This is a genomic window from Luteibacter sp. P4_E6 (genome assembly GCF_056401535.1).
This window is the reverse complement of the sequence record NZ_JBFUJE010000033.1, coordinates 1-20,258: the sequence shown is the minus strand read 5'-3', so window position 1 is coordinate 20,258 and position 20,258 is coordinate 1. Positions and strand designations below refer to the sequence as shown.

The 20,258-nt window shown below is 62.6% G+C and carries 16 protein-coding genes; 6 read left to right on the top strand and 10 right to left on the bottom strand.

Annotated elements, in window-relative coordinates:
* Window positions 1-577, bottom strand: a 577-nt coding sequence (locus AC1DT2_RS04180; RefSeq protein ID WP_477294564.1) for a PAS domain-containing protein, incomplete at its 3' end; no start/stop codon positions are given.
* A gap of 364 nt (window positions 578-941) precedes the next feature.
* Window positions 942-1,322, bottom strand: coding sequence for a hypothetical protein (locus AC1DT2_RS04175; protein ID WP_477294562.1), 381 nt, complete (start codon window positions 1,320-1,322; stop codon window positions 942-944).
* A 181-nt stretch (window positions 1,323-1,503) separates the two neighbouring features.
* On the opposite strand from AC1DT2_RS04175, the gene AC1DT2_RS04170 reads away from it, so the two are divergent.
* Window positions 1,504-2,412, top strand: coding sequence for a cyclase family protein (locus AC1DT2_RS04170; protein WP_477294560.1), 909 nt, complete (start codon window positions 1,504-1,506; stop codon window positions 2,410-2,412).
* A gap of 67 nt (window positions 2,413-2,479) precedes the next feature.
* Here the strand turns inward: AC1DT2_RS04170 and AC1DT2_RS04165 are convergent, their stop codons facing one another.
* The 4 genes from AC1DT2_RS04165 to AC1DT2_RS04150 are packed head-to-tail and all read right to left on the bottom strand — an operon-like array spanning window position 2,480 to window position 5,089.
* Window positions 2,480-2,959, bottom strand: a complete 480-nt coding sequence (locus AC1DT2_RS04165; RefSeq protein ID WP_477294558.1) for an SRPBCC family protein — start codon at window positions 2,957-2,959, stop codon at window positions 2,480-2,482.
* Window positions 2,937-3,299 (bottom strand): ArsR/SmtB family transcription factor, encoded by a 363-nt coding sequence (locus AC1DT2_RS04160; RefSeq protein WP_063573247.1) that lies wholly within the window; start codon window positions 3,297-3,299, stop codon window positions 2,937-2,939. Before AC1DT2_RS04160 ends, AC1DT2_RS04165 begins: the two co-directional genes overlap by 23 nt.
* A gap of 42 nt (window positions 3,300-3,341) precedes the next feature.
* Entirely contained in the window at window positions 3,342-4,358 is a 1,017-nt protein-coding gene (locus AC1DT2_RS04155) for an amidohydrolase family protein (protein WP_477294556.1), read from the bottom strand.
* A gap of 14 nt (window positions 4,359-4,372) precedes the next feature.
* Window positions 4,373-5,089 carry an SDR family oxidoreductase gene (locus AC1DT2_RS04150; protein WP_477294555.1) on the bottom strand — a complete coding sequence of 239 codons (717 nt, stop codon included), beginning with the start codon at window positions 5,087-5,089 and terminating at the stop codon, window positions 4,373-4,375.
* An 83-nt stretch (window positions 5,090-5,172) separates the two neighbouring features.
* On the opposite strand from AC1DT2_RS04150, the gene AC1DT2_RS04145 reads away from it, so the two are divergent.
* Entirely contained in the window at window positions 5,173-6,159 is a 987-nt protein-coding gene (locus AC1DT2_RS04145) for a LysR family transcriptional regulator (RefSeq protein WP_477294553.1), read from the top strand.
* A 35-nt stretch (window positions 6,160-6,194) separates the two neighbouring features.
* On the opposite strand, the gene AC1DT2_RS04140 is transcribed toward AC1DT2_RS04145, so the two are convergent.
* From AC1DT2_RS04140 to AC1DT2_RS04125, 4 genes are all read right to left on the bottom strand, one after another.
* The gene (locus tag AC1DT2_RS04140; RefSeq protein WP_477294551.1) at window positions 6,195-7,784 is read right to left on the bottom strand and encodes a tryptophan halogenase family protein; all 1,590 of its coding nucleotides are present in this window, start codon (window positions 7,782-7,784) and stop codon (window positions 6,195-6,197) included.
* Between the two features lie 163 nt (window positions 7,785-7,947).
* Entirely contained in the window at window positions 7,948-10,377 is a 2,430-nt protein-coding gene (locus AC1DT2_RS04135; RefSeq protein WP_477294549.1) for a TonB-dependent receptor, read from the bottom strand.
* A 271-nt stretch (window positions 10,378-10,648) separates the two neighbouring features.
* On the bottom strand, window positions 10,649-13,135 hold the full coding sequence (locus tag AC1DT2_RS04130; RefSeq protein ID WP_477294566.1) for a glycoside hydrolase family 3 protein: 2,487 nt from the start codon (window positions 13,133-13,135) through the stop codon (window positions 10,649-10,651).
* A 206-nt stretch (window positions 13,136-13,341) separates the two neighbouring features.
* A complete protein-coding gene (locus tag AC1DT2_RS04125; protein ID WP_477294547.1) occupies window positions 13,342-14,355 on the bottom strand; it encodes a LacI family DNA-binding transcriptional regulator in 1,014 nt (337 codons plus the stop codon).
* Between the two features lie 199 nt (window positions 14,356-14,554).
* On the opposite strand from AC1DT2_RS04125, the gene AC1DT2_RS04120 reads away from it, so the two are divergent.
* The 4 genes from AC1DT2_RS04120 to AC1DT2_RS04105 all read left to right on the top strand — a co-directional run bounded on the left by AC1DT2_RS04120 (window position 14,555) and on the right by AC1DT2_RS04105 (window position 20,143).
* A complete protein-coding gene (locus AC1DT2_RS04120; RefSeq protein ID WP_477294546.1) occupies window positions 14,555-16,024 on the top strand; it encodes an MFS transporter in 1,470 nt (489 codons plus the stop codon).
* Between the two features lie 121 nt (window positions 16,025-16,145).
* The gene (locus AC1DT2_RS04115; protein ID WP_477294544.1) at window positions 16,146-17,366 is read left to right on the top strand and encodes a PQQ-dependent sugar dehydrogenase; all 1,221 of its coding nucleotides are present in this window, start codon (window positions 16,146-16,148) and stop codon (window positions 17,364-17,366) included.
* Between the two features lie 113 nt (window positions 17,367-17,479).
* The gene (locus AC1DT2_RS04110; RefSeq protein WP_477294542.1) at window positions 17,480-18,958 is read left to right on the top strand and encodes a SulP family inorganic anion transporter; all 1,479 of its coding nucleotides are present in this window, start codon (window positions 17,480-17,482) and stop codon (window positions 18,956-18,958) included.
* Between the two features lie 6 nt (window positions 18,959-18,964).
* Complete coding sequence (locus AC1DT2_RS04105; protein WP_477294540.1) at window positions 18,965-20,143, top strand: alpha/beta fold hydrolase; 1,179 nt, start codon at window positions 18,965-18,967, stop codon at window positions 20,141-20,143.
* The last annotated feature ends 115 nt before the right edge of the window (window positions 20,144-20,258 follow it).

Sequence of the window (20,258 nt, the reverse complement as noted above, 5' to 3'; positions counted from 1 at the left end):
GCAGTTCAGCCTCGGAATACCCGAGTGACTGGCAGGCGGCCGGGTTCACAGTGAGTAGTCGGCCTTCCCGATCGTGCGTGCAGATCAGGCCCAGGCTGTAAGTAAATAGGCTGCGGAAGCGCCGCTCGCTGGCGATTAATGCGTCAATGTCCCGACGCCGTTCGGTGATGTCCTGAAAGGCGCCGATCAGCCGGGAAGGCTTGCCATGCCTCTGCTCTACCGCGCCGTGGGCGCGTACCCAGATGTGCCGGCCTGTGGCGGTGGTCAGGGGAAGCTCCAGATCCCAGCCCTCGCCATGCTCGATGCCGCGCAATACCGCGGCTTCCAGCACTGCACGCACAGCCGGCGCGTAGTAGCCGATTGCCTCGTCGAGGGTGGGTACATGATCCGGCGGCATGTCATGAATGCGGCAGGTTTGCGCCGTCCAGGCGAGCGTACTGGTCGCTAGGTCAAGCTCCCAGGCGCCGACCCCTGCCAGCAGTCCGATGTGATCAAGAAACTCTTTGCTTGCCCGGGCCTCCTCTCGAAGTGCCGCCACGAGATCGTCATTGCTTCGATCGGCGGCGTGCTCCAGCATGGCTGCCGGTGGGCCGATGTGCCGGCCAAGTGGTAGATCCGACGAGGAAATGGGCGGTTCTGACATAGCGGCACCCCGGCAAGTTGCCAATCATGCATGCGAAGTGCCAGCGAAGTCGTGATGCGCAGCACAAGCAATACGCGCCATGCTGGTCCCTACGCGCCAAGGTCCCGTCCCAGGCCGCCGCTATGCGCCGTTCCCGCGTCGCTCACATCAAACGGCATCCGGTCCTTCGCGACTCAGATGCTTCGGCGAATGGGCGGTAAGCTGTACTTGGCTAGGCGGCCGTCCCCGTTCGACAGCTTCCATCCTTGCCGAATTCGCTCAGGAGAAAAGCGGCCGCCGGTGTCCTACGCCAATGTGATCAATTGCAATTAGGTGGCAGATCGACCCCGGGACCTGGTTTGATAGGCTGGTTATATGGATAGCCAGGATAGTGATAACACAACGTTCCGGCATCGATAATGATCTCTCCTGCACGTCTGTTCACTTTGACAAAAGCAGCGCCCATGGTCGGCTCTCTGGGCTCGTCATAGATGAGTTGATACGCGTAGAACTTCGTCTCCCCGCCGTCGTTCTTGAGGGGGTACACGTCGGTCCCCTCGTAAGTGCCCTTTTTTGTCATCGCTTGCACTAACGCGTCGGCCCGTTGTCGGGTTACTCCTCGTTCTTGATCCTGCTCGATCGTCTCACCAGCGAAAAGTATCGCGATCATCAGGAACACGAAAACAGCCGTTGACTTCATTTCAGTGTCCCGTCTCGGGTAAATTCCTAGCGCTCAAACTCGAAGGGGAACGTTCCGGCGGATTTTAGTCTCCGACGCGTAGTCCTCGACATGGCGGTCCGGGATCTGGCGTGAATTGTCCTGGCCTCCGCACGCCCGCTCTGATTGAATCGACGGCATCCGAACGATAACGAGCTAGGCCATGACCGACCGGCGCGTGCGCTTTGATTTTGAGATTACTTTCTCGAACGGGGGCGGTCTCCAGGGCCAGGGTTTCCGTCTGGATATCGAGGGAGAGGACATGGCAGACGATGCGCTAGCGGCCTACGTCATCCGCGACATGAAGTTGCTCATGGTTGCGGACGTGCGGATCCTCAATAAGCAAGTGATCCAGGAGCAGCACAAGMGAGCTAACAGGCGGGACGAGGAACCTGGCCATCCTGTCCTCGCTGCCGGCTATGTCGATCTCAGTCATACCATCGAAGACGGTATGGTGACCTATAAGGGACTGCCAGCACCGCTCATCTGCGACCACCTTTCCCGCGAGCGCTCGCGTGGCGTTTATGCCGAGGGCACCGAGTTCCAGATCGGGCGGATCCAGATGGTCGGCAATACTGGCACCTACATGGATGTGCCCTTCCACCGTTATGCGGATGGCTTCGATCTCAGTGCTTTGAGCCTGGCGACGGTGACGGACGTACCCGCAGTGGTCGTTCGGATTTCCGGCGCTTCAGGGCGCGCGATCGAGTGGATGCATTTTGCGCCGGTCGACTGCCGCGATCGAGCCGTCTTGGTCAACACCGGGTGGGACCGCCACTGGCGCACCGACCAGTATTTCGAAGGCCATCCGTTTCTCACCGAACAGGCGGCGGTCTACCTACGCGACCAGGGAGCGCGCGTCGTCGGTATCGATTCGCTGAACATCGACGACACCTCTGACGGGTGCCGTCCCGTTCACTCGGTTCTGCTGGCTGCGGGCATTCCGATCGTCGAGCACCTGACAGCGCTGGACCGCGTACCCGTCGAAGGCTTCACCTTCACCGCGGCCCCTCCCAAGATCAAAGGCATGGGCACGTTTCCGGTGCGTGCCTTCGCCTGTGTTCCGGGCTGATTACCTGGAGGTGGTGTAAGCCAGCCGATCGATGCAGCGGAGTCAGGCGGCCGCGGTGTCGTCAGGATCAGCCCGCAAGCAATTCGTCCAGCTGCGCGAACTGTTCCGGCAGCCCTTCCGCCGAACCGACGATAGCTTCGTCGCGTGCTTCTTTTGTCGGATAAAGTTCGTGCAGGGTGACCAGCGTCTTGCCGGCACGTTCTTCGAACGTCACCGTGGTCACGGCGCCCTGCTCGCTTTCTTCGTTCGTCCATACCATGCGCGCGTTCGGCGCTACTTCTTTGTAGGTGCCAAAGAACGCCATCGGTTGATCGAAGGCCGGATGGCGGAATACGAGGCGATACGTGCCTCCGGTGCGAATATCCATGTCACACGAGATCAGCGACATCCCCGCGGACTTCGGAACCCACCACWGCTTGAACARTTCGGGCKTGSTCCATGCWTCGAAKACGAKGYGMACYGGGGCGTCGAAKSTKCGCGTCACGACGAGTTCGCGGTCGGCCTTGCGTTCCACGACAGTGCGATTACTTTCTGTTGCGTTGGTCATCTGCTTTCTCCTTGCGTTTCAAGTGCTCGACAAGCTTGTCCAACTCGTCGAAGCGCGCGCTCCAGAGTTGGCGGTGCTGCTCGATCCAGGCGGCCTCTTCTTCAAGCAGGCCTCGCCCGAGCTTGCAGGTACGTACGCGCCCGACCTTCTCCGTGGTCACGAGCCCCGCCTGCTCCAGGACGCCGACGTGCTTCTTCATGCCCGTGAGGGTCATGTGGAACCGTTGGGCAAGGTCCGTGATCGAGGCGTCCGAACTCCCGAGCTGCTCCAGCACGCCGCGTCGGGTGACATCGGAGAGTGCGGCGAACGTTGCATCGAGACGGGCTTGATAGTGAACCATGTGGTTCACTGTATGACGGACATGGGGAATTTGCAAGCGAGTTCAGAGCCTCAAGCCCATGCTTGCGCCGGTGAAGCGGCGCGTAAGGTCTGCCGTGAGCCGCGTCCAGTTAGCAAAGCCGAAGGCCCTCTTATCAGCATCGCCAAGCCTACAGCTGTCGAGAAACTTCCTCGCATCATTCCCCGCACGATACTGATACGGGTAGTCTGTTGAGAACAGTAAACGGTCAAAGCCGACGATTTCAGCAGCGCGCATCAGATAGTGCGGAAGAAACATCCCACTGGACGTTACATAGAGATTGTTCCGCAAGTAGTGTGCGATCGGCTGTATCAGCCCGGACACCCTGTCCATCGCGGCCAAACGCTCGGCGTAGAACAACACCACTTCCCCCCAGTGCCCAAGGATCACCTGCAACTTCGGCAGCCGGTCGAACGTCCCAGCAAGCACGAGCCGAATGAACTGGGTCCCCGCATCGTAATGCCAGCCGAGACCATAGGTGGCGAAGGCCGCGTCGACGGCGGGTGCGAAGCCTGAATAGTAGGCATCCCGCACGGCAGCATCTGGCATGCGCGGATGGATAAGGATCGGAGCGCCAAGGGTTTGAGCATGGTGAAAGATGGGGAAGAGGCTCGTGTCGTCGAGGTGGAGTTGGCCGACCTTTCCGCACAGCACCGTTCCTTTGAAGCCCAGCGTCCGGACGCATCGCTCGAGTTCGAGGGCTGCTTCGTCCGGCATCGAGACCGGCAAGGTGGCCATGGCCTCAAAGCGTGTCGGGTGGCGTGCTACCACCTCGGCCAGGGCATCGTTGGTCCGTCGCGCCAGGTCGATGCTCTCCGATCCCAGGTCGTGCAGCCCGGGTGTAGTGAGCGACAACACCTGTATATCCAGACCGGTTTCATCCATCAGTGCGAGGCGGCCCTGTGCGAGATCGAGCAGGCGCCCCTCAATGGCCCCTGCGTGAAACGCCACGCTCGGGTCAGTCGCTTCCAGCCCAGCAGCCGTCCAGGCGTCGCGAATGTCCGCCGTGAGGAAGTGTTCTTCGATACCGATCAGCTTCATTTTGTCTCGCCCCTTCACCAAGGCACCGTGTGGCCCATGCGGTCCAGATACGCCAGGCCGGACGTTCCGCGTTTGGCCAGGACGGTGTTCACGATGTCCGGAATGGTTTCCTCGAGACTGAACGTCGCATCGGGACCGCCAAGCGCCGTACGGATCCAGCCAGGGGCCATTAGCAAGAGTGCGCGTCGGTCACCCGCGTGGCGGGCCGCATAGCTGCGCATGTTCTGGTTGAGCGCGGCCTTGCTGCCGCGGTAGACCTCGAAGCCGCCTTTGGTATTGTTGGTGATGCTGCCCTGCCCCGACGACATGATGCCGATAAGGCCGTCGGCGGGCACGAGATCCTGTAGCGCTTCGATGGTGCGCATGGGACCAAGCGCATTCGTCACCATGACGGTAACGAACTCCTCGGTGGATACCTCGGCGATGGTCTCCGTCGGGTCCGCGTTAGCGGTGCCTGCGTTGACAAACACGATGTCGAACACCCGCTCCGCGAGGCGCGCACGGAGAGCGGTGATCTGGTCTGGGTCGCAGATGTCGACGGCTTCTACCTCAACACGGCCCCCGCTCTGCACTGCCAGATCGTGCAGTTCGGTGTGATCGTTGAGGTGACGGGCGGTGCCGACGACGTTCCAGCCCCGCTTGTAAAATTCGGCAGCCATACCGTGTCCGATGCCGGACGATGCACCGACAATCAGGATGGCGGGGCTCTTGGTGCGGTCAGCGTGGTTCATGGCGATGCCCATGGATTCGGAGATGACCGCCAGTCTCTCGCCTGCCCTACAATTGCGCCAGACGCGCTAGGTGCAATAATCGAATGCATGGAAGTCAACGATTACCGAGTCGCAGGTGGCCTGACATGCAAGACGTGGATCTGAACCTCCTCACGGCGCTCGACGTACTGCTCGCGGAGTGCAGCGTTACCAGGGCAGCGCATCGGTTAGGCCTCAGCCCCTCAGCAATGAGCCGGACGCTATCGCGGCTGCGCATGGCTACCGGCGACCAGCTGCTGGTGCTCGCAGGGCGGACACTGGTCCCGACCCCGTATGCCGAACAGATCGGCGAGCACATCCATGAGCTTGCGCGGAATGCCAGGGCGGCCCTTCAACCCGCCGACAACACCCTGGACATGGCCACGCTGGCGCGAACATTCACCATCCGCGCCAACGACAGCTTCGTCGAGCTGGTCGGTCCGTCGCTCATGGCGGCGATCACCCAGTCGGCGCCCCACGTGGTTGTCCGGTTCGTATCAAAACCGGATAAAGACGCGCGCCCGCTTCGGGAAGGCGCAATCGACTTGGAGATCGGTGTGCTCGGCACGGCCGCCCCGGAGCTAAAGACGCGGATGTTGTTTCGCGACCGATTCGTCGGCGTATGTCGGGTGGGACATCCGCTTCTGACGAGAGTGACAGCGAAACACTATGTCGGGTATTCACATGTGGTGGTGTCGCGGAAGCAGGACTTCTCCGGCCCGGTTGACGACGCCTTGGAGCAACTCGGCCTTCGCCGGAACATCGCCATGGTGGTGACCACGTATGCCAACGCCATGCAGATAGCGCGGCATTCGGATGTGCTCGGGCTCGTGCCGCGTTCTGCGATTGACGGCAGCTTTCGCGGCGACCCCCTTCGCGACCATTCTGCCTGCATGGGCCTGGAAGTTTTCGATCTTCCCGTGAAAACCTCCGATATCACGGTGTCGGCGATCTGGCATCCACGACTGCATGCCGACCCTGCGCATCGCTGGCTGCGCGATGTGATTTTTGGTATCTGCGCTGCACCCAACGGCGACATACCCGAGCAGTAGGTCGTGTGACGCCAGTCATCCGGACATGGCAAGCGTCACCTTGATGCGTTGATCCGCGCCTCTGGTCGGCCGCGCTGACTATGTTCATTGCACATCTGTTCGACAAGCGCGCGATGGTCCGGAAGATCGTCAAGCGCACGAGCGGCCGCCTGTTGAATCATCGCGAACTCCTTCCGCGCCGCTTCCATGTCCGGATAGGCGCAACGCATGGGCTCGAGATCAGTCTTGAATTCCATCCCATACAGCACGTATTGCCAGCTGGAAGTCATGAACATTTCCAGGTCGCTAACGAAATCCAACCTGTGCGGCGGACGCTGCTTCCACTTCGCGAGCTTGTCCTGCAGGGTTTGCGGGATGCTGGCAACGTCGCAGTTGTCAGTCCAGAACGACGAATCCCGCCGCTGGCTCAGGCAATAGTGCATCTTGATGAAGTCGATGATGCGGTCGTAGCGGGCAACCATCATCTCGTTGTAGTGACGTGCTGCGCTTTCCATGTTGTCCGTGTCGCCAGGCAACAGATGGGTGAGCAGGTAGGTCCCCAACTCGATCAGTGCAATGCCTGTGGATTCCAGCGGCTCGACGAAGCCACCGGCGAGACCCACCGCCACGCAGTTCTTGCACCAGTGCTCAGGCCGGTATCCCGTCTCGAACTTGATGTGCAAGGCTTTCAGGTCGTCCCCTGCACTGCCCAGATACCGCCGGAAGACTTCTTCGGCACGATCGTCGCTGGTATGCCGCGACGAATACACATAGCCGGCGCCACGTCGTTTCTGCAAACCGATGTCCCAGATCCAACCGGCTTCTTGCGCGGTGGAGATCGTGTACGAGGGGATCGGAGCATCGGGCTTTTCGTAAGGCACCTGTATGGCCACGGCGCGATCGGCAAACAGCACGTCCGCACGGCTGCGGAACGGAGACTGCATCACATTGCCGATAAGCATGCTGCGCAGTCCGGTGCAGTCCACGTAGAGATCGGCGGTGAGATCGCCCTCCTCCTTCGTCACCACGCGCGCGATGGCGCCGTGTTCGTCCAGCTCCGTACGCTCCACCGTCGCCACATGCCGAACGACGCCAAGCGTCTCCTGGCCGTGCTCGGCGAGCACGCGTGCGAAGCAGGCAGCATCGAAGTGGAAGGCGTGATTCATCGGCCCCTGATAGTCCGCATCCCTTGCGCGCTTGGGCCCACGGGAATGATCGACCAGCGTGCTCTGCATCGACACGGCGTCGGCGAACGGCATGCCCTCCGGTGCGGCACCCAGCAGCCAGTACGGCAACAACTCGGGCCCACCCGGACGCTGGCTGGGGGTATTGAAGGGATGAAAGAAGTGATCCGCTCCGGGTGTGCCGGGCGGCCGTACCCAATGGCGATAGTGGATGCCCTGCTTATACGTCGCTGTGGCACCGACCAGAAAGCGTCGCTCGTCGAGGCCAATGGCCGCCAGCGTGCCGCGTATAGAGGGGAACGTCGCTTCGCCCACGCCAAGCAGGCCGATGTCCGGCGATTCCACCAGATGCACCTGCACACTCCGGGGATCGACCGCGTTGACCGCCTTGGCCAGATAGCACGCCGCCAGCCAACCTGCGGTGCCGCCGCCCACGATCAACACTTTCTTCAGCCGCGCCATGATGTGTCCCCGCCGGTGCTACACGAAAAAGGTGCCGGGCCGCCCCACGCGGACCCGGCAAATAAGCCATTCCCGGGAGGGATAGGCGACGCTCCTGCGAGCGCCGCCGGTAGAACGGCAAACCTCAGGCGGCACGTGCGTCACACGGCCGCCCTTTATTACCTCAGAACCACACGCCCACCTGGACGCCGTAGGTACGCGGCGCGAGGTACTGCGACACATACTGCAGCGAGCCGTCGGCCATCAGGAAACGGCCGGCGCTGGTTCGGGTCTTCTTGTCGGTCACGTTCTGCACGTAGCCGTTGACCCACCACTTGTCGCCCGGCTCGCTGTAACGCAGCGACAGGTCACCACGCACATAGGCTTTCTGCTTGTCGCCGTCGCCCAGGTTGAAGTAGCTGAGCCACTGCGAGCTCTGGTACTGCGCACTGGCGCGAGGCGTCAGGCGGCCGCCGTTGCCAAGGTGGAACGTGTGCTCGTAGATGGCGGTGAGCGACACGTCCGGCGCATGCGGCAGATCGTTGCCGGTGACGTTCGCGCAGTTGGCGAGGTTCGACGCCGGCGGGCATGCCGGCAGGCCTTGGTAGTCGTTGGAACCAGCGTATTGCAGCGTGCCTAGCTTCTTCTTCGGAATGGCCGAGAAGATCAGGTTGAAGCGATCGTCCACCTGCTGATATGCCAGCTCCGACTCGAAGCCGAGCACCTTGGTGGTGCCACCGACGTTGGAGAAGCCCAGGCCATGGTTGCCGTCGGGATAGACGATCGGYGCGGACAGCTGGAAGTTCTTGAAGGCTTCATAGTAGACAGCCGAGTTCCATGTCATGTGGCCGTCGAAGAAGGCGAACTTGCTGCCGACTTCATAGTTGACCAGCGACTCGGGCTTGTACAGCGTGCCTGCGTCCTGCGTGCCGCCGGACTTGTAGCCACTGGACACACTGGCGTAGAGCAAACCGTTCTGGCTGACGTCGGTATCCAGACGCAGCAGCCAGGTCGGCTTGCTCTTGCTGTACTTGGCGGTGTTCCGCTGCGAGATGCTGAAGCCGTTCGACGGATCCGGGTACACGTCCGGCGAGATCGGCAGCTGGGGCACGGTCGGGTCGTATGCCCAACCCCAGTTGATGCCGCCCTTGTTCTCCTTGTCGTCATGCGACCAGCGCAAGCCGCCGGTGAGGCGCACGCTGTCGTTGAGATGCCAGGTGGCCTGGCCAAACAACGCATACGACTCCACTGTCTCCTTCGGCTGGATGAAGGAACCCTGCCAGCTGACGGTGCCGTAGCGCGTACCGTTCATGATGGGGATGTCGAAGCGGATGTCGTTGTTCTCGTAGCCATAGTACGCACCGACGATCCAGTCCACGGTCTGCGGACCGGTGGACTTCAGGTTGATCTCCTGGCTCCAGTTCTTGTAGTGCGAACTGTTGGTGCGATCGTCCTGGTAGACGCCATTGGTGGTGAAGCTGGTGGGCACGCTGACGCCGACGTCCTGGTCGAAGTCGCTCTGGCCCGAGTACTTGTTGTAGCCGGCGATGTAGCTGAGCTGCACGCCGTCGTTGATGTTCCAGTCCATGCGGCTGCGCACGGTGTTGGACGTACGGTGCAGGTACGGCGCCGTATCGATCAGCGCCGACCAGAACTTCTGCCCGTCCCGCGGCGTCTGCATGAGGCTCATGCTGGGCGTGCCGCGATCGATGAAGTACTCGTAAGACAGGTTCCACTTGAACGAGTCGCTCGGCTGCCACAGCGCACTGACGCGGGCGGCGGACTGATCCTGCGCGTTGTACTTGTCACCCTTCTGCACGTACTGACCGGGATCGATCGGCTTGAAGTTGGCTGCCGTGCCGCCGGAGGCGAGATACGTCTGCTGCTGCTGTGCCACGGAGGGCAGCTGGCTGGACGGATCCTGGTAATCGACGTAGCCATCGTGCTGCTCGTGCACCACGGCGACGCGCATGGCGAAGGTATTGCTGATGGGCAGGTTGAACGCGGCGCGGGAGCCGATCTGGTTGTAGTTGCCCGCCTCGACCTGCGCATTGCCGTAAAAGCCCGCGCCGATGTCCGGCTTGGCCGTCTGGAAGCTGATGGCGCCGGCGGTCGAGTTGCGGCCCCAGAGGGTGCCCTGGGGGCCACGCAGCACTTCGACGCCATCCATGTCCAGCAACAGACCGGACGCCGCTTCGGCGCGTGGTGCGTACACGCCGTCGACAAAGGTGGCGACTTCGGGATCGGCGTACTCGGTCTTGGCGCTGTCGTTGCCGATGCCGCGAAGGGTGAGCGTCACGACGCCATGATCGCCTTGCGACGTGCCTTGCAGGCCCGGGACCAGTTTGGTCAGGTCCTGCACGGTCATGACCCGCTCTCTGTCGAGCGTGTCGACGGTGATCGCCGTGACCGCCACCGGCGTCTTCTGCAGCGGCGTATCGCGCTTGGTCGCGCTGACCGAAATGGCGTCCAGGTTCTGGACTTTCTTGTCGGCACCCTCTGGATTCTTCGATGGCGCACTTTGCGCCGTCGCGTCCTGATCCGCCGCAAGCAGCGTGCCCGGCGCAAACGCGAGTGTCATAGCGACATACAACAACTTGTGACGCAGATTCATCTGGCTCTCCCCATCGATCAATCGTCGGATCAGTGATGTCCGCCGCACGCGGCGGCCATGACAAAGATTTCCCAACTCCCCTGGCGCGCTACCAACCCCGAATGACAGCGCTGTCATTACAGGATAATAGAGCTCCCTTGCGATGAATGCTTGCCGCAGGGCAGCAAGTCATCCACGTATTCACAAACTCTTGCAGAACGGCCCCGCACCGCTTATCGAACGTATCGACGACTCGATATTGGTGCAGCGCAAATGGATACCCTGGCGAGCTTCACGGTTTGTCCCCGTGCGTTGGACACGTCAGGGCGCGGTCCGCTACCGTGCTGAGCGACACGTCTGTGATCGCAATCTGCGTGCCGGCATGACTGGACCATTGGAAGGGCCGATCTACCTTGCTCATATTCGCGCCGGCATCGCGGAAACATTTCAACGGAATGCCCACCTTCAACCATTGCGCTTTAGGCAGCGCGGCAAGCTGTGGTCCCACTGTCACCTGACCCCTGCAGCCCGCTCCGCAGCCGATCCCGATCGTCGAGGTGTCCCCCGGTGACACCGTATCAACCCTCAACGTCGTCACCAGTAGAACGTCGCCATTGGTTTCCCGATCGACATCGAGTGGCGCCGGAGCCACCAGTTCAACGCTTGCGACATCGTTACCGGTACCGGACCAGCTCAGGCTGCGCGCGTCTTCCTGCGCCTTATAGTCGAGCGCGCTGATATGCAGGCTTCCGTCTGCCGTGGCGGCCGGCGTGGCAACGACATTCGTCACGGCGCCGTTCGCGCCGGTCAGTCTCACGACGAAATCCTGTGCCGGCTTGCCTCGGGTGAAGTAGACGCCGGCCTGCGCACTGCTCAGTACAAGTCCCGGTTCCTCAGACAGCGTACCGGTCTTCTGGCTATCGGCATAGGTCAGGCCGAAGCCGTAGGGAAACTGCGGACGCTCGCCTTTTGCGGCGGCAGCGACAGGTATCTGCAGCGCATTGCGTGGCCATGCATAGGCCAGCTTGCCGTGGAAGTCATGCGCCACATGCCCGTCACCGGTGCGCAGCAGGACGTCGGCTATGCCCTCCCCTTCGCTGCCCGGGAGCCACGCGACCACAAAGGCGTCGGCGGCGTTTATCTCGCGATTCATCCACAACGGCCGTCCTGTCAGGAAGACGGCCACCACGGGCACGCCCTTCCCTCGTAGCTTGCGAATCAGGTCGAGGTCGTGATCGTTGCCCGGACGGTATGCCAGGTTCGGCAGGTCTCCCTGGAACTCGGCATAGGGGTCTTCGCCGAACACCACGATGGCGACATCGGGCTTCTGCTTGTACTCGCCCTCTACCGAGAGTTCGGCACTGCCGCCAGCCGACTTCACCTGCGCCTCGAGTCCCGCCCATATGGAGGTGGCTCCCGGGAAATTCGCGTTGGTCAGGCCGGTACCCTGCCAGGTCAGCGTCCAGCCACCGTTCTGCTTGGAGATGTTATCGGCGCCATCGCCGGCGACGAGGATCCGTTTGCGCGGATCGATGGGTAGCACCGCCTGGTTGTTCTTCAGCAGCACCAGTGACTCGCGTACTGCCCGACGCGCCACATCGCGATGCGCAGGACTTCCGATCACTTGCGCCGACTTGGCGGCCAGTGGATTAGCCGATGGCAGGCCAGCCTCGAACATGCCAAGACGCATCTTCACCCGCAGGATGCGGGTCACCGCATCATCGACGCGGCTCATCGGAATCACCCCGGCTTTCACCTCGGCCAGCGTGTTCTTGTACAGGCCTTTCCAGGAGTCGGGTGCCTCAAGCATGTCCAGCCCGGCGTTGTATGCCGCGGCGCAGTCCTCGTTGGCGCAGCCCGGCACTTGCCCGTGCGCGTTCCAGTCGCCCAACACGATCCCGTCGAAGCCCATGCGCTCTTTCAGCACGCCGGTGATCAGGGACGTGTTGCCGGCCATCTTGACCCCGTTCCAGCTGGAGAACGAGACCATCACTACCTGCACGCCGGCCTTGATCGCAGGCGCATAGCCGGCCGCGTGGATGTCGCGCAGCGTCGCCTCGCTGATCCTGGCATCCCCCTGGTCCTTGCCATCGTGGGTGCCACCGTCGCCGAGGAAGTGCTTGGCGGTAGCGATCACATGCCCGGTATCCAGGAACTGGGGAGTACCCGCCTTGCCCTCCAGGCCACCGATCACGGCGGCGGCGTATTGCGCTACCAGGGCCGGATTCTGCGAATAGCCTTCGTACGAACGACCCCAGCGCACATCCTGCGGCACGGTGAGCGTGGGCGCGAAGGTCCAGCTGATGCCGCTGGCGCGCAGCTCCTGTGCCGTGACCTCACCGATGTCGTGGATCAACTGCGGATCGCGCGTGGCACCCAGAGCGGAGTTCTGCGGAAACAACGTGCTGCCGACGAGGTTGTTGTGGCCATGCACGGCGTCGATACCGAACAGCACCGGGATCGCCAGTCCGCCACGCGAGGTGTCCATGGACGCGCGGTAGAAGGCATCGGACAACGCCTGCCACTGCGTGGCAATGGGGTACGGCTGGCCGGGCGGTTTGGAGTTACCCCCGGCCAGGATCGATCCCAGCCGGTACTGGCGAACGTCGTCCGGCGTCACGTACTTGATGTCGGCCTGGATCATCTGGCCGACCTTGTCCTCGACCGACATTTTCGTCAGTAGAGCGTGGATCCGGGATTCGATCGCCGGGTCAGGCGGCAGCGGTGATGCGGCTTGGGGCCACTGTTCGGGGTGCACAAGGGTGGCATCGCCAGCCATGGCTGGAACAACCACTATCAAGGCGCCGGCAACGGACAGCGCTACGGAAATGCCTCGCGAAAACAGGCTCAACGGCTGCAGCAATGGCACACAAAGCTCCAGGCTGGCGTACCGGCGGTACGCTTCCGGAGCGCATGGTGGCAGGAATGACAGCGCTGTCAATTTGCTATGCAGCATGACCGTCGCCCATCCTGGGCGCGGTGGTCTCAGGGGGCGACGGCGGTGGAGCCGCGGATCTGCAGGGAGAAAGGCAGTTGCACCAGTCGACCGGTGCCGTGGCCGCGTAGCTCGGTCAGCAACTGCTCCGCCGCGATCTTTCCCATCTCGCGGCTGGGCTGCTGGATGGTGGTGAGTGCCGGCCAGAGCTGGCGTGACAGGGGCGTATCGTCAAAGCCACAGACAGACAGGTCAAGCGGCACCTTCAGGCCATACTCACCGGCCGCCCACATCACGCCGGTGGCCATGTCGTCGTTGGCCGCGAACACTGCCGTCGGTCGCTCGGCGAGTGAAAACAGCTGCCGTGCCGCCTCCACACCCGAGCCGAAGGTGAAAGCGCCCTGCACTACCAGATCCGGATCTTCCGGCAGACCCGCGGCTTCCATCGCCTCGCGATAGCCTGCCAACCGCCAGCGGCTGGCACCGTGATTGGCGATGCCGATCACGTGAGCGATGCGCCGATGGCCCAGCTCCAGCAGATGCTCGACGATCGCACGCGCGGCGTGCTGCTCGTCCATGGTCACGCCCAGGGTCTTGCCGCGCCGCAATGGCGACACACTGGCATAGGGCACCTTGTGCTCACGCAGGCGTTTCAGCAGTGGCGCATAGTCGGTAATCGGTGGCGTCAGCACCACGCCGTCGGGATGGTGGTCGGAAATCAGCGTGTCCAGGCGGCGGATAAAATCGCCATCGCGCATGCGCAGTGGTCGCACCATCATGCTGTAGCGATGCGCGTCACAGGCCTCGAGCACGCCATCCTGGATTTCTGCCAGATACGTCGAGGACGGGTTGTCGTTGTTGTCGTACAGCATCGCTACCAGGAACGAGCGATTTCCTGCCAGACTGCGCGCCGACGGATGCGGTCGATAGTCCATTGCCTCCATGGCAGCACGCACACGCTCACGCGTGGCGTCGGTCACGTTGGCCTCGTCATTGAGCACGCGCGACACCGTCTTGGGCGATACGCCCGCTTCGCGCGCCACATCTTCGAGACGTACCCGCATGGATTCTCCGTTGTTGTCACGCTGTCGATTGACTATGCCGTCAGAGCCCTCTCCTTTACAAGGGCGACAAAGGGCCTCGATGCTGCGCCCGCAGCATGCGGGATGCGCAAGGTCATGACATAACTGTTGCTGGAGGAAGTACCCATGACCTGGATCAACCACAGTGCAGACCCGCTGCGTGCGTGCTGAGCACGCGCCAATGACACAGAGATCGGCGCTTTCGTTCTGGCAGATATGGAACATGTGCTTCGGCTTTCTGGGCCTCCAGTTCGGCCTCGCCCTGCAGAACGCGAATGTCAGTCGGATATTCCAGACATTGGGCGCGAACGTAAACGACATTCCCACCCTGTGGATCGCCGCGCCGCTGACGGGACTGATCGTGCAACCGATCGTCGGTCACTATTCCGATCGGACCTGGAACCGCCTGGGCCGACGCCGGCCGTACTTTCTGGCCGGAGCCGTGTTCGCCTCGCTTGCGCTGCTGTGGATGCCGAACACGCCGGCGTTGTGGATGGCCGCCGGCTTGCTGTGGATCCTGGATGCGTCCATCAACGTGTCGATGGAGCCGTTCCGCGCCCTGGTGGGCGATCAGTTGCCCACGCGGCAACGTCCCGCGGGTTATGCAATGCAGAGTTTCTTCATCGGCGCGGGTGCCGTGGTCGCTTCCATGCTGCCCTGGGTCCTGGCGCAGTTCGGTGTCGCCAACGTGGCGAAGGACGGAGGCATTCCCGATACGGTGAAGTTCGCCTTCTACGGCGGCGGCGCGGTACTGCTCGGGGCCGTGCTCTGGACCATGCTGACCACGCGCGAGTACCCGCCTGCGCAGCTGCGTTCGTTCACCGACAACGTGCCTGAAGGGCCGTCGGTGGATGTATCACGGGCCGGGCGACCGGGCTTGCTACTGCTGCTGGCGGGTGCCGCGGTTTTCGTTGCGATCAGGCATTTTTCGCTGGAGAAGGAGGTTTACCTGCTGGCCGGCGGCCTGATCCTGTTTGGCCTTCTGCTCACCTGGCTTGGCCGGACGCGTAGCCGCGGGATGCTGCGCGAGGTGATGGGTGACGTTTATGGCATGCCGATCTCGATGCGGCGCCTGGCCGGGGTGCAGTTGTTTTCCTGGTTCTCGCTGTTCGCGATGTGGATCTACACCACCGCAGGTGTGACGCAGACGATTTACGGCACCGCCGATACCAGCTCGTCGGTCTACAACGAGGGAGCCAACTGGGTCGGCGTGCTGTTCGCCGCCTATAATGGATTTGGCGCACTGGCCGCGGTGGTTATCCCGCTGATGGTTCGCCGTTGGGGCCTGCGCATCAGCCACGTGATGAACCTGTGCCTTGGTGGCGCAGGGCTGTTGTCGTTCCTGTACATCCGCGACCCACACTGGCTGCTCGCCTCGATGGTGGGTGTCGGCTTTGCCTGGGCTTCGATTCTATCGCTGCCTTATGCGCTGCTTTCGGACAACCTGCCCACGGCGAAGCTGGGCGTCTACATGGGCATTTTCAATTTCTTCATCGTGATCCCCCAGGTGCTCGCCGCCAGCGTTCTCGGTCTGCTGCTGCGCCTGTGCTTTCACAATCAGCCCATCTGGGCACTGGGTCTGGGCGGCGCTAGCCTGCTCCTCGCCGCTCTGTGCACGCTCTACGTGCCCGAACCGGAAGGGCGAACTTAGGCGGGTGCTTTATGTGGCGTGCGTGGACTCGGCCACGCCGGATTAAAGAAACCGTCACACTCAAACGGCATTGAGAACACTACGATCTTCCGGGTCACTCGGACGTAAGGAAAACATGCGAATGAAGAAGCTGGCAAACGGGTTACTGATCGCGGCCCTGCTCACAAGCACTGCCCATGCACAGACCAATGCAGGCGATCAGAAACCCGATCCCGACCTTCCTTTCAACATCACGAAGGTGGCTAGCTTCGATCTGCCCTGGCGCATCGCGTTCCTGCCCGACGGCCGCATGCTGGTGACCGAGAAGGTCGGCCGGCTGCAACTGGTGACCCCGCAAGGCGCCAGGACCGAGATCAAGGGCGTGCCGGCCAGCTATGTCGAAGGTCAGAACGGCATGCTCGGCGTCTTCCTTTCGCCTCATTACGCCCGCGACCACAACGTTTACCTCACCTATGTCGCACCCGGTGACTACGGCGGTGGCCTGGCCATGGGCCGAGGTCAACTCGTACTGGATGGCGATCAGGCCCGCCTGGACAACTTCCAGGTGCTGTGGCGCCAGATGCCCACGGGCAAGGGTGGTCAGGCCGGCGCCCAGATCGCCTTTTCACCGGACGGCAAAACTCTCTTCCTCACCGTCGGCGACCGCCAGCGGTTCACGCCCGCCCAGGATCCCAATCAACCCGTCGGCAAAATCCTGCATCTGACGCTCGACGGCAAACCTGCGCCTGGCAATCCCTGGGCAGGAAAGGTCGGAACGCCCACCATCCCGCTGATCGATCCAGCGACCGATACCGAGGCCGCCAAGACGGCGCCGGTCGTCAGCACGTATACGTTCCCCGGACCCAACCTTACGCCGGCCGAGACCTGGTCCGTCGGCCACCGCACGCCGTATGGCCTCGCCTTCGGTCCGGACGGTCGACTGTGGGAACTCGAGCACGGCCCCAAGGGCGGCGACGAACTGAACCTGATCCAGCGCGGCAAGAACTATGGCTGGCCGCTGGTTTCGTATGGCATGAACTACAACGGCGTGCCCATTCCCTCCCCCGATACGCGGGCCGATCTCGTCAAGCCCGTGATCTATTGGGAGCCGGTGATGGCGCCGGGCAACCTCATGTTCTACAAGGGCAGCCTGTTCCCGCAATGGAAGGGCAGCGCCCTGCTCAGCGGCCTTGTCAGCCTGGGCATCATTCGCGTGACGTTCGACGGCAAGGGCGGCGCCACCGCGGTCCAGCGCTGGAGCCTTGGCAAACGCATCCGCGATATCGAAGAAGCGCCGGACGGCTCGCTGTGGGTACTTGAAGACGCCCAACCCGGTGGGCTGTATCGGCTCACGCCGAAGTAAGTCCACTCGACGGTCTACCTGCCCTCCCGCCTTGCCCGATGCGGTGCAGCATGGCAAGGTGTGCGGCTTCGTGGCGGCCTGAGCCTGTCTGCGTAAGCTGCACAGGAATTCGTATGTCTCCCTCCGCCCTCTCCGTCCGCCAGAACCTTCTGGCGGGTTTGACCACCGCGTTCGCGCTTGTGCCGGAGGCCATGGCCTTCGCGCTGGTCGCCCACCTCAATCCTTTGATGGGCCTTTACGGCGCGGCGATTATCGCGGCGCTCACGGCCGCTTTCGGTGGCCGACCGGGCATGATTTCCGGTGCGGCAGGCTCGATGGCAGTGGTGATCGTGGCCTTGGTCGTGCAGCACGGAAGCGAATATTTCCTGCTCACGGTGCTGCTCGGCGGCCTGATCCAGTTCCTGTTCGGCGTGTTACGGCTGGGCAAACTGGTGCGAATGATTCCGCATCCGGTCATGCTCGGTTTCGTAAACGGCCTTGCGATCGTGATCGCCGGTTCGCAGCTGGAACATCTGCACGCGCCTGGCGGYGGCTGGCTCAGCGGCAACGCGCTTTACCTGATGCTCGGCCTGGCGCTCGTGGCCATGCTGGTTGTGTATCTGCTGCCCCGGCTGACCCGGGTCGTGCCCTCCGCGCTGGCATCGATCGTGATCGTCAGCCTGATCGTGCATCTGTTCAACCTGCACACCCGCGCCGTCGGCGACATCGCCTCCATCAAGGGCGGCCTGCCCTTACTGCATTGGCCGCAGGTACCGTTGACGCTGGATACGCTGAAGATCGTGTTTCCCTATGCGCTGGTCATGGCCATGGTCGGTCTGCTGGAAACCCTGCTCACGCTCAACCTGGTGGATGAAATCACCGCCACCGAAGGCCAGCCCAATCGCGAGTGCATGGCACTGGGGGCGGCCAACGTGGTGTCCGGCCTGTTCGGCGGCATGGGCGGCTGCGCGATGATCGGCCAGACCATGATCAACCTCACCTCGGGCGGTCGCACGCGTCTGTCTGGCATCACGGCCGGCGTGCTCGTGATGTGCTTCGTGCTGTTCCTATCGCCGCTGATCGAACGTATCCCGCTGGCGGCGTTGCTTGGAGTCATGCTGGTGGTGGCACAGAAGACCTTCGCCTGGGGGAGTGTGCCGTTACTGCGCCGGCTGCCGCTGTCCGATGCGCTGACCATTGTCGCGGTCACCGTCATCACGGTGCTTGCCAATCTCGCGACCGCCGTGCTGTGTGGCGTCTTGATCTCGGCGATCGCCTTTGCCTGGAAGCATGCCGATCGCCTCAGCGTGAATCGCGAGGACCTACCGAACGGTGGCCGTCGCTATCTTCTGCGTGGCACGGTGTACTTCGCCGCCACGTCGCGCCTGATGGCCATGTTCGACGTGGAGAACGATCCGGTTTACGTCGAGCTGGATTGCTCCGGCGCGCATCTTGAAGACCACTCTGCCGTCGAAGCCATCGAGGCCTTGCGGCGTCGATACGCCCAGCAGGGCAAGCAGTTGCATGTCACGCGCCTGAATGATGCGTGCGAGGCCTTGCTGATGCGTGTGGGTGGTGCCGAGGCGTCATCGGGAACGGGCGGCCACGCGTAAAGGGGCGTGACAGCGCTCCTTGGTTCCTGTCATTCTCGCCCAAGATCCGGCGCGGTCGCGGCACCACGCACAGGCAGCAGGGAAACAGGGGCACGACGAATGACAAAGCGAATTCTGGCCGCGCTGGCGGCGATCGGCTGCCTCGGCTCGGCAGCAACGGCGTGGGCGAACGAGACGCCTACCAGGCCGCTGGTGACTGACCCGGCATACCTGGGCCCTGTCCGGCTCGTCGACATCGGAGGCAGGCGCCTCAATCTCTATTGCCGCGGCACGGGTTCGCCCGCCGTCATTTTCGATGCGGGAGGGAACGATACGACGATTGCGTGGGCGCTGGTGCAACCGGCTATCAGCAAGACGCACACGACCTGCTCCTACGACCGCGCAGGGCTTGGCTTCAGCGACGCCTCCGATCGTCCAGGCACGTCGGGGAACGACGTCGACGATATCCACAAGGCCCTGCAGGCGGCGCATATCAAGCCACCGTATCTACTGGTGGGGCATTCCTCCGGTGGCATGGCGGTCCGTGTCTTCGCGGATCGGTATCGTGATGAAGTGGTGGGCATGGTCATCGTCGACGGCTCGCATGAGGACCAGGTGAGCCGCGCGAAGGCACGAGAGGCGCTCGAGGCCAGCGAGATGCCGGCGCTGGCGAAGCACGATGTTCCAGCAGACCCACACTGCGTTGATGCGGCCAAAAGTGGCGCGATTCCCAAGGACTCTCCCGCCTTCGCGCCCTGCGTCGGCGAGATGTATCCCGGAGTGGACCAGGCGATTACCGAGGCGACCTTCAAGGCCATGGCGTCGCTCAAATCCCAGAAGGCCCACACGTCAGAGGAGGAGAACTTCGCGACGGTAAGCGCAGACGAAACCCGCGCCACACGCCGCGATTTCGGTGACATGCCCATCATCATGCTCACGCATGCACCGCGCCCTGCTCCCAAAGATTTGCCGCAGGCCATGCAGGACCGACGCACCATGGTGTGGGAACAAATGCACAATGAGGTAGCCGCCATGTCAACGCATGGTGTGAACTGGATCGTTCCGCGCAGCGGCCACACGATCAACTACGACCGCCCTGAGATCGTCATCGATGCAATCGAACAGGCGCTGGCAATCGCAGCCCGGCAGGCAAGCGAACGGAGGGGCCCAGCCACTGCCAAGTTGCCTCTAACGAGCACTCGCTGACCGAGTTGCGAAAAATTTACGCTACAGCCTCAGCCCTGACATAGCGGCTTTACAGCATTTCGCTGCACCATGGCGCATTCGCTCTGGAAGCGATGGCGAGTACGATGTCGTGAGT

Excerpts from the sequence above, each read along its gene's own strand:
- AC1DT2_RS04175 (WP_477294562.1), bottom strand. The coding sequence starts at position 1,322 with ATGAAGTCAACGGCTGTTTTCGTGTTCCTGATGATCGCGATACTTTTC.
- AC1DT2_RS04160 (WP_063573247.1), bottom strand. The coding sequence starts at position 3,299 with ATGGTTCACTATCAAGCCCGTCTCGATGCAACGTTCGCCGCACTCTCC.
- AC1DT2_RS04155 (WP_477294556.1), bottom strand. The coding sequence starts at position 4,358 with ATGAAGCTGATCGGTATCGAAGAACACTTCCTCACGGCGGACATTCGC.
- AC1DT2_RS04150 (WP_477294555.1), bottom strand. The coding sequence starts at position 5,089 with ATGAACCACGCTGACCGCACCAAGAGCCCCGCCATCCTGATTGTCGGT.
- AC1DT2_RS04145 (WP_477294553.1), top strand. The coding sequence starts at position 5,173 with ATGCATGGAAGTCAACGATTACCGAGTCGCAGGTGGCCTGACATGCAA.
- AC1DT2_RS04140 (WP_477294551.1), bottom strand. The coding sequence starts at position 7,784 with ATGGCGCGGCTGAAGAAAGTGTTGATCGTGGGCGGCGGCACCGCAGGT.
- AC1DT2_RS04130 (WP_477294566.1), bottom strand. The coding sequence starts at position 13,135 with ATGGCTGGCGATGCCACCCTTGTGCACCCCGAACAGTGGCCCCAAGCC.
- AC1DT2_RS04125 (WP_477294547.1), bottom strand. The coding sequence starts at position 14,355 with ATGCGGGTACGTCTCGAAGATGTGGCGCGCGAAGCGGGCGTATCGCCC.
- AC1DT2_RS04120 (WP_477294546.1), top strand. The coding sequence starts at position 14,555 with ATGACACAGAGATCGGCGCTTTCGTTCTGGCAGATATGGAACATGTGC.
- AC1DT2_RS04115 (WP_477294544.1), top strand. The coding sequence starts at position 16,146 with ATGAAGAAGCTGGCAAACGGGTTACTGATCGCGGCCCTGCTCACAAGC.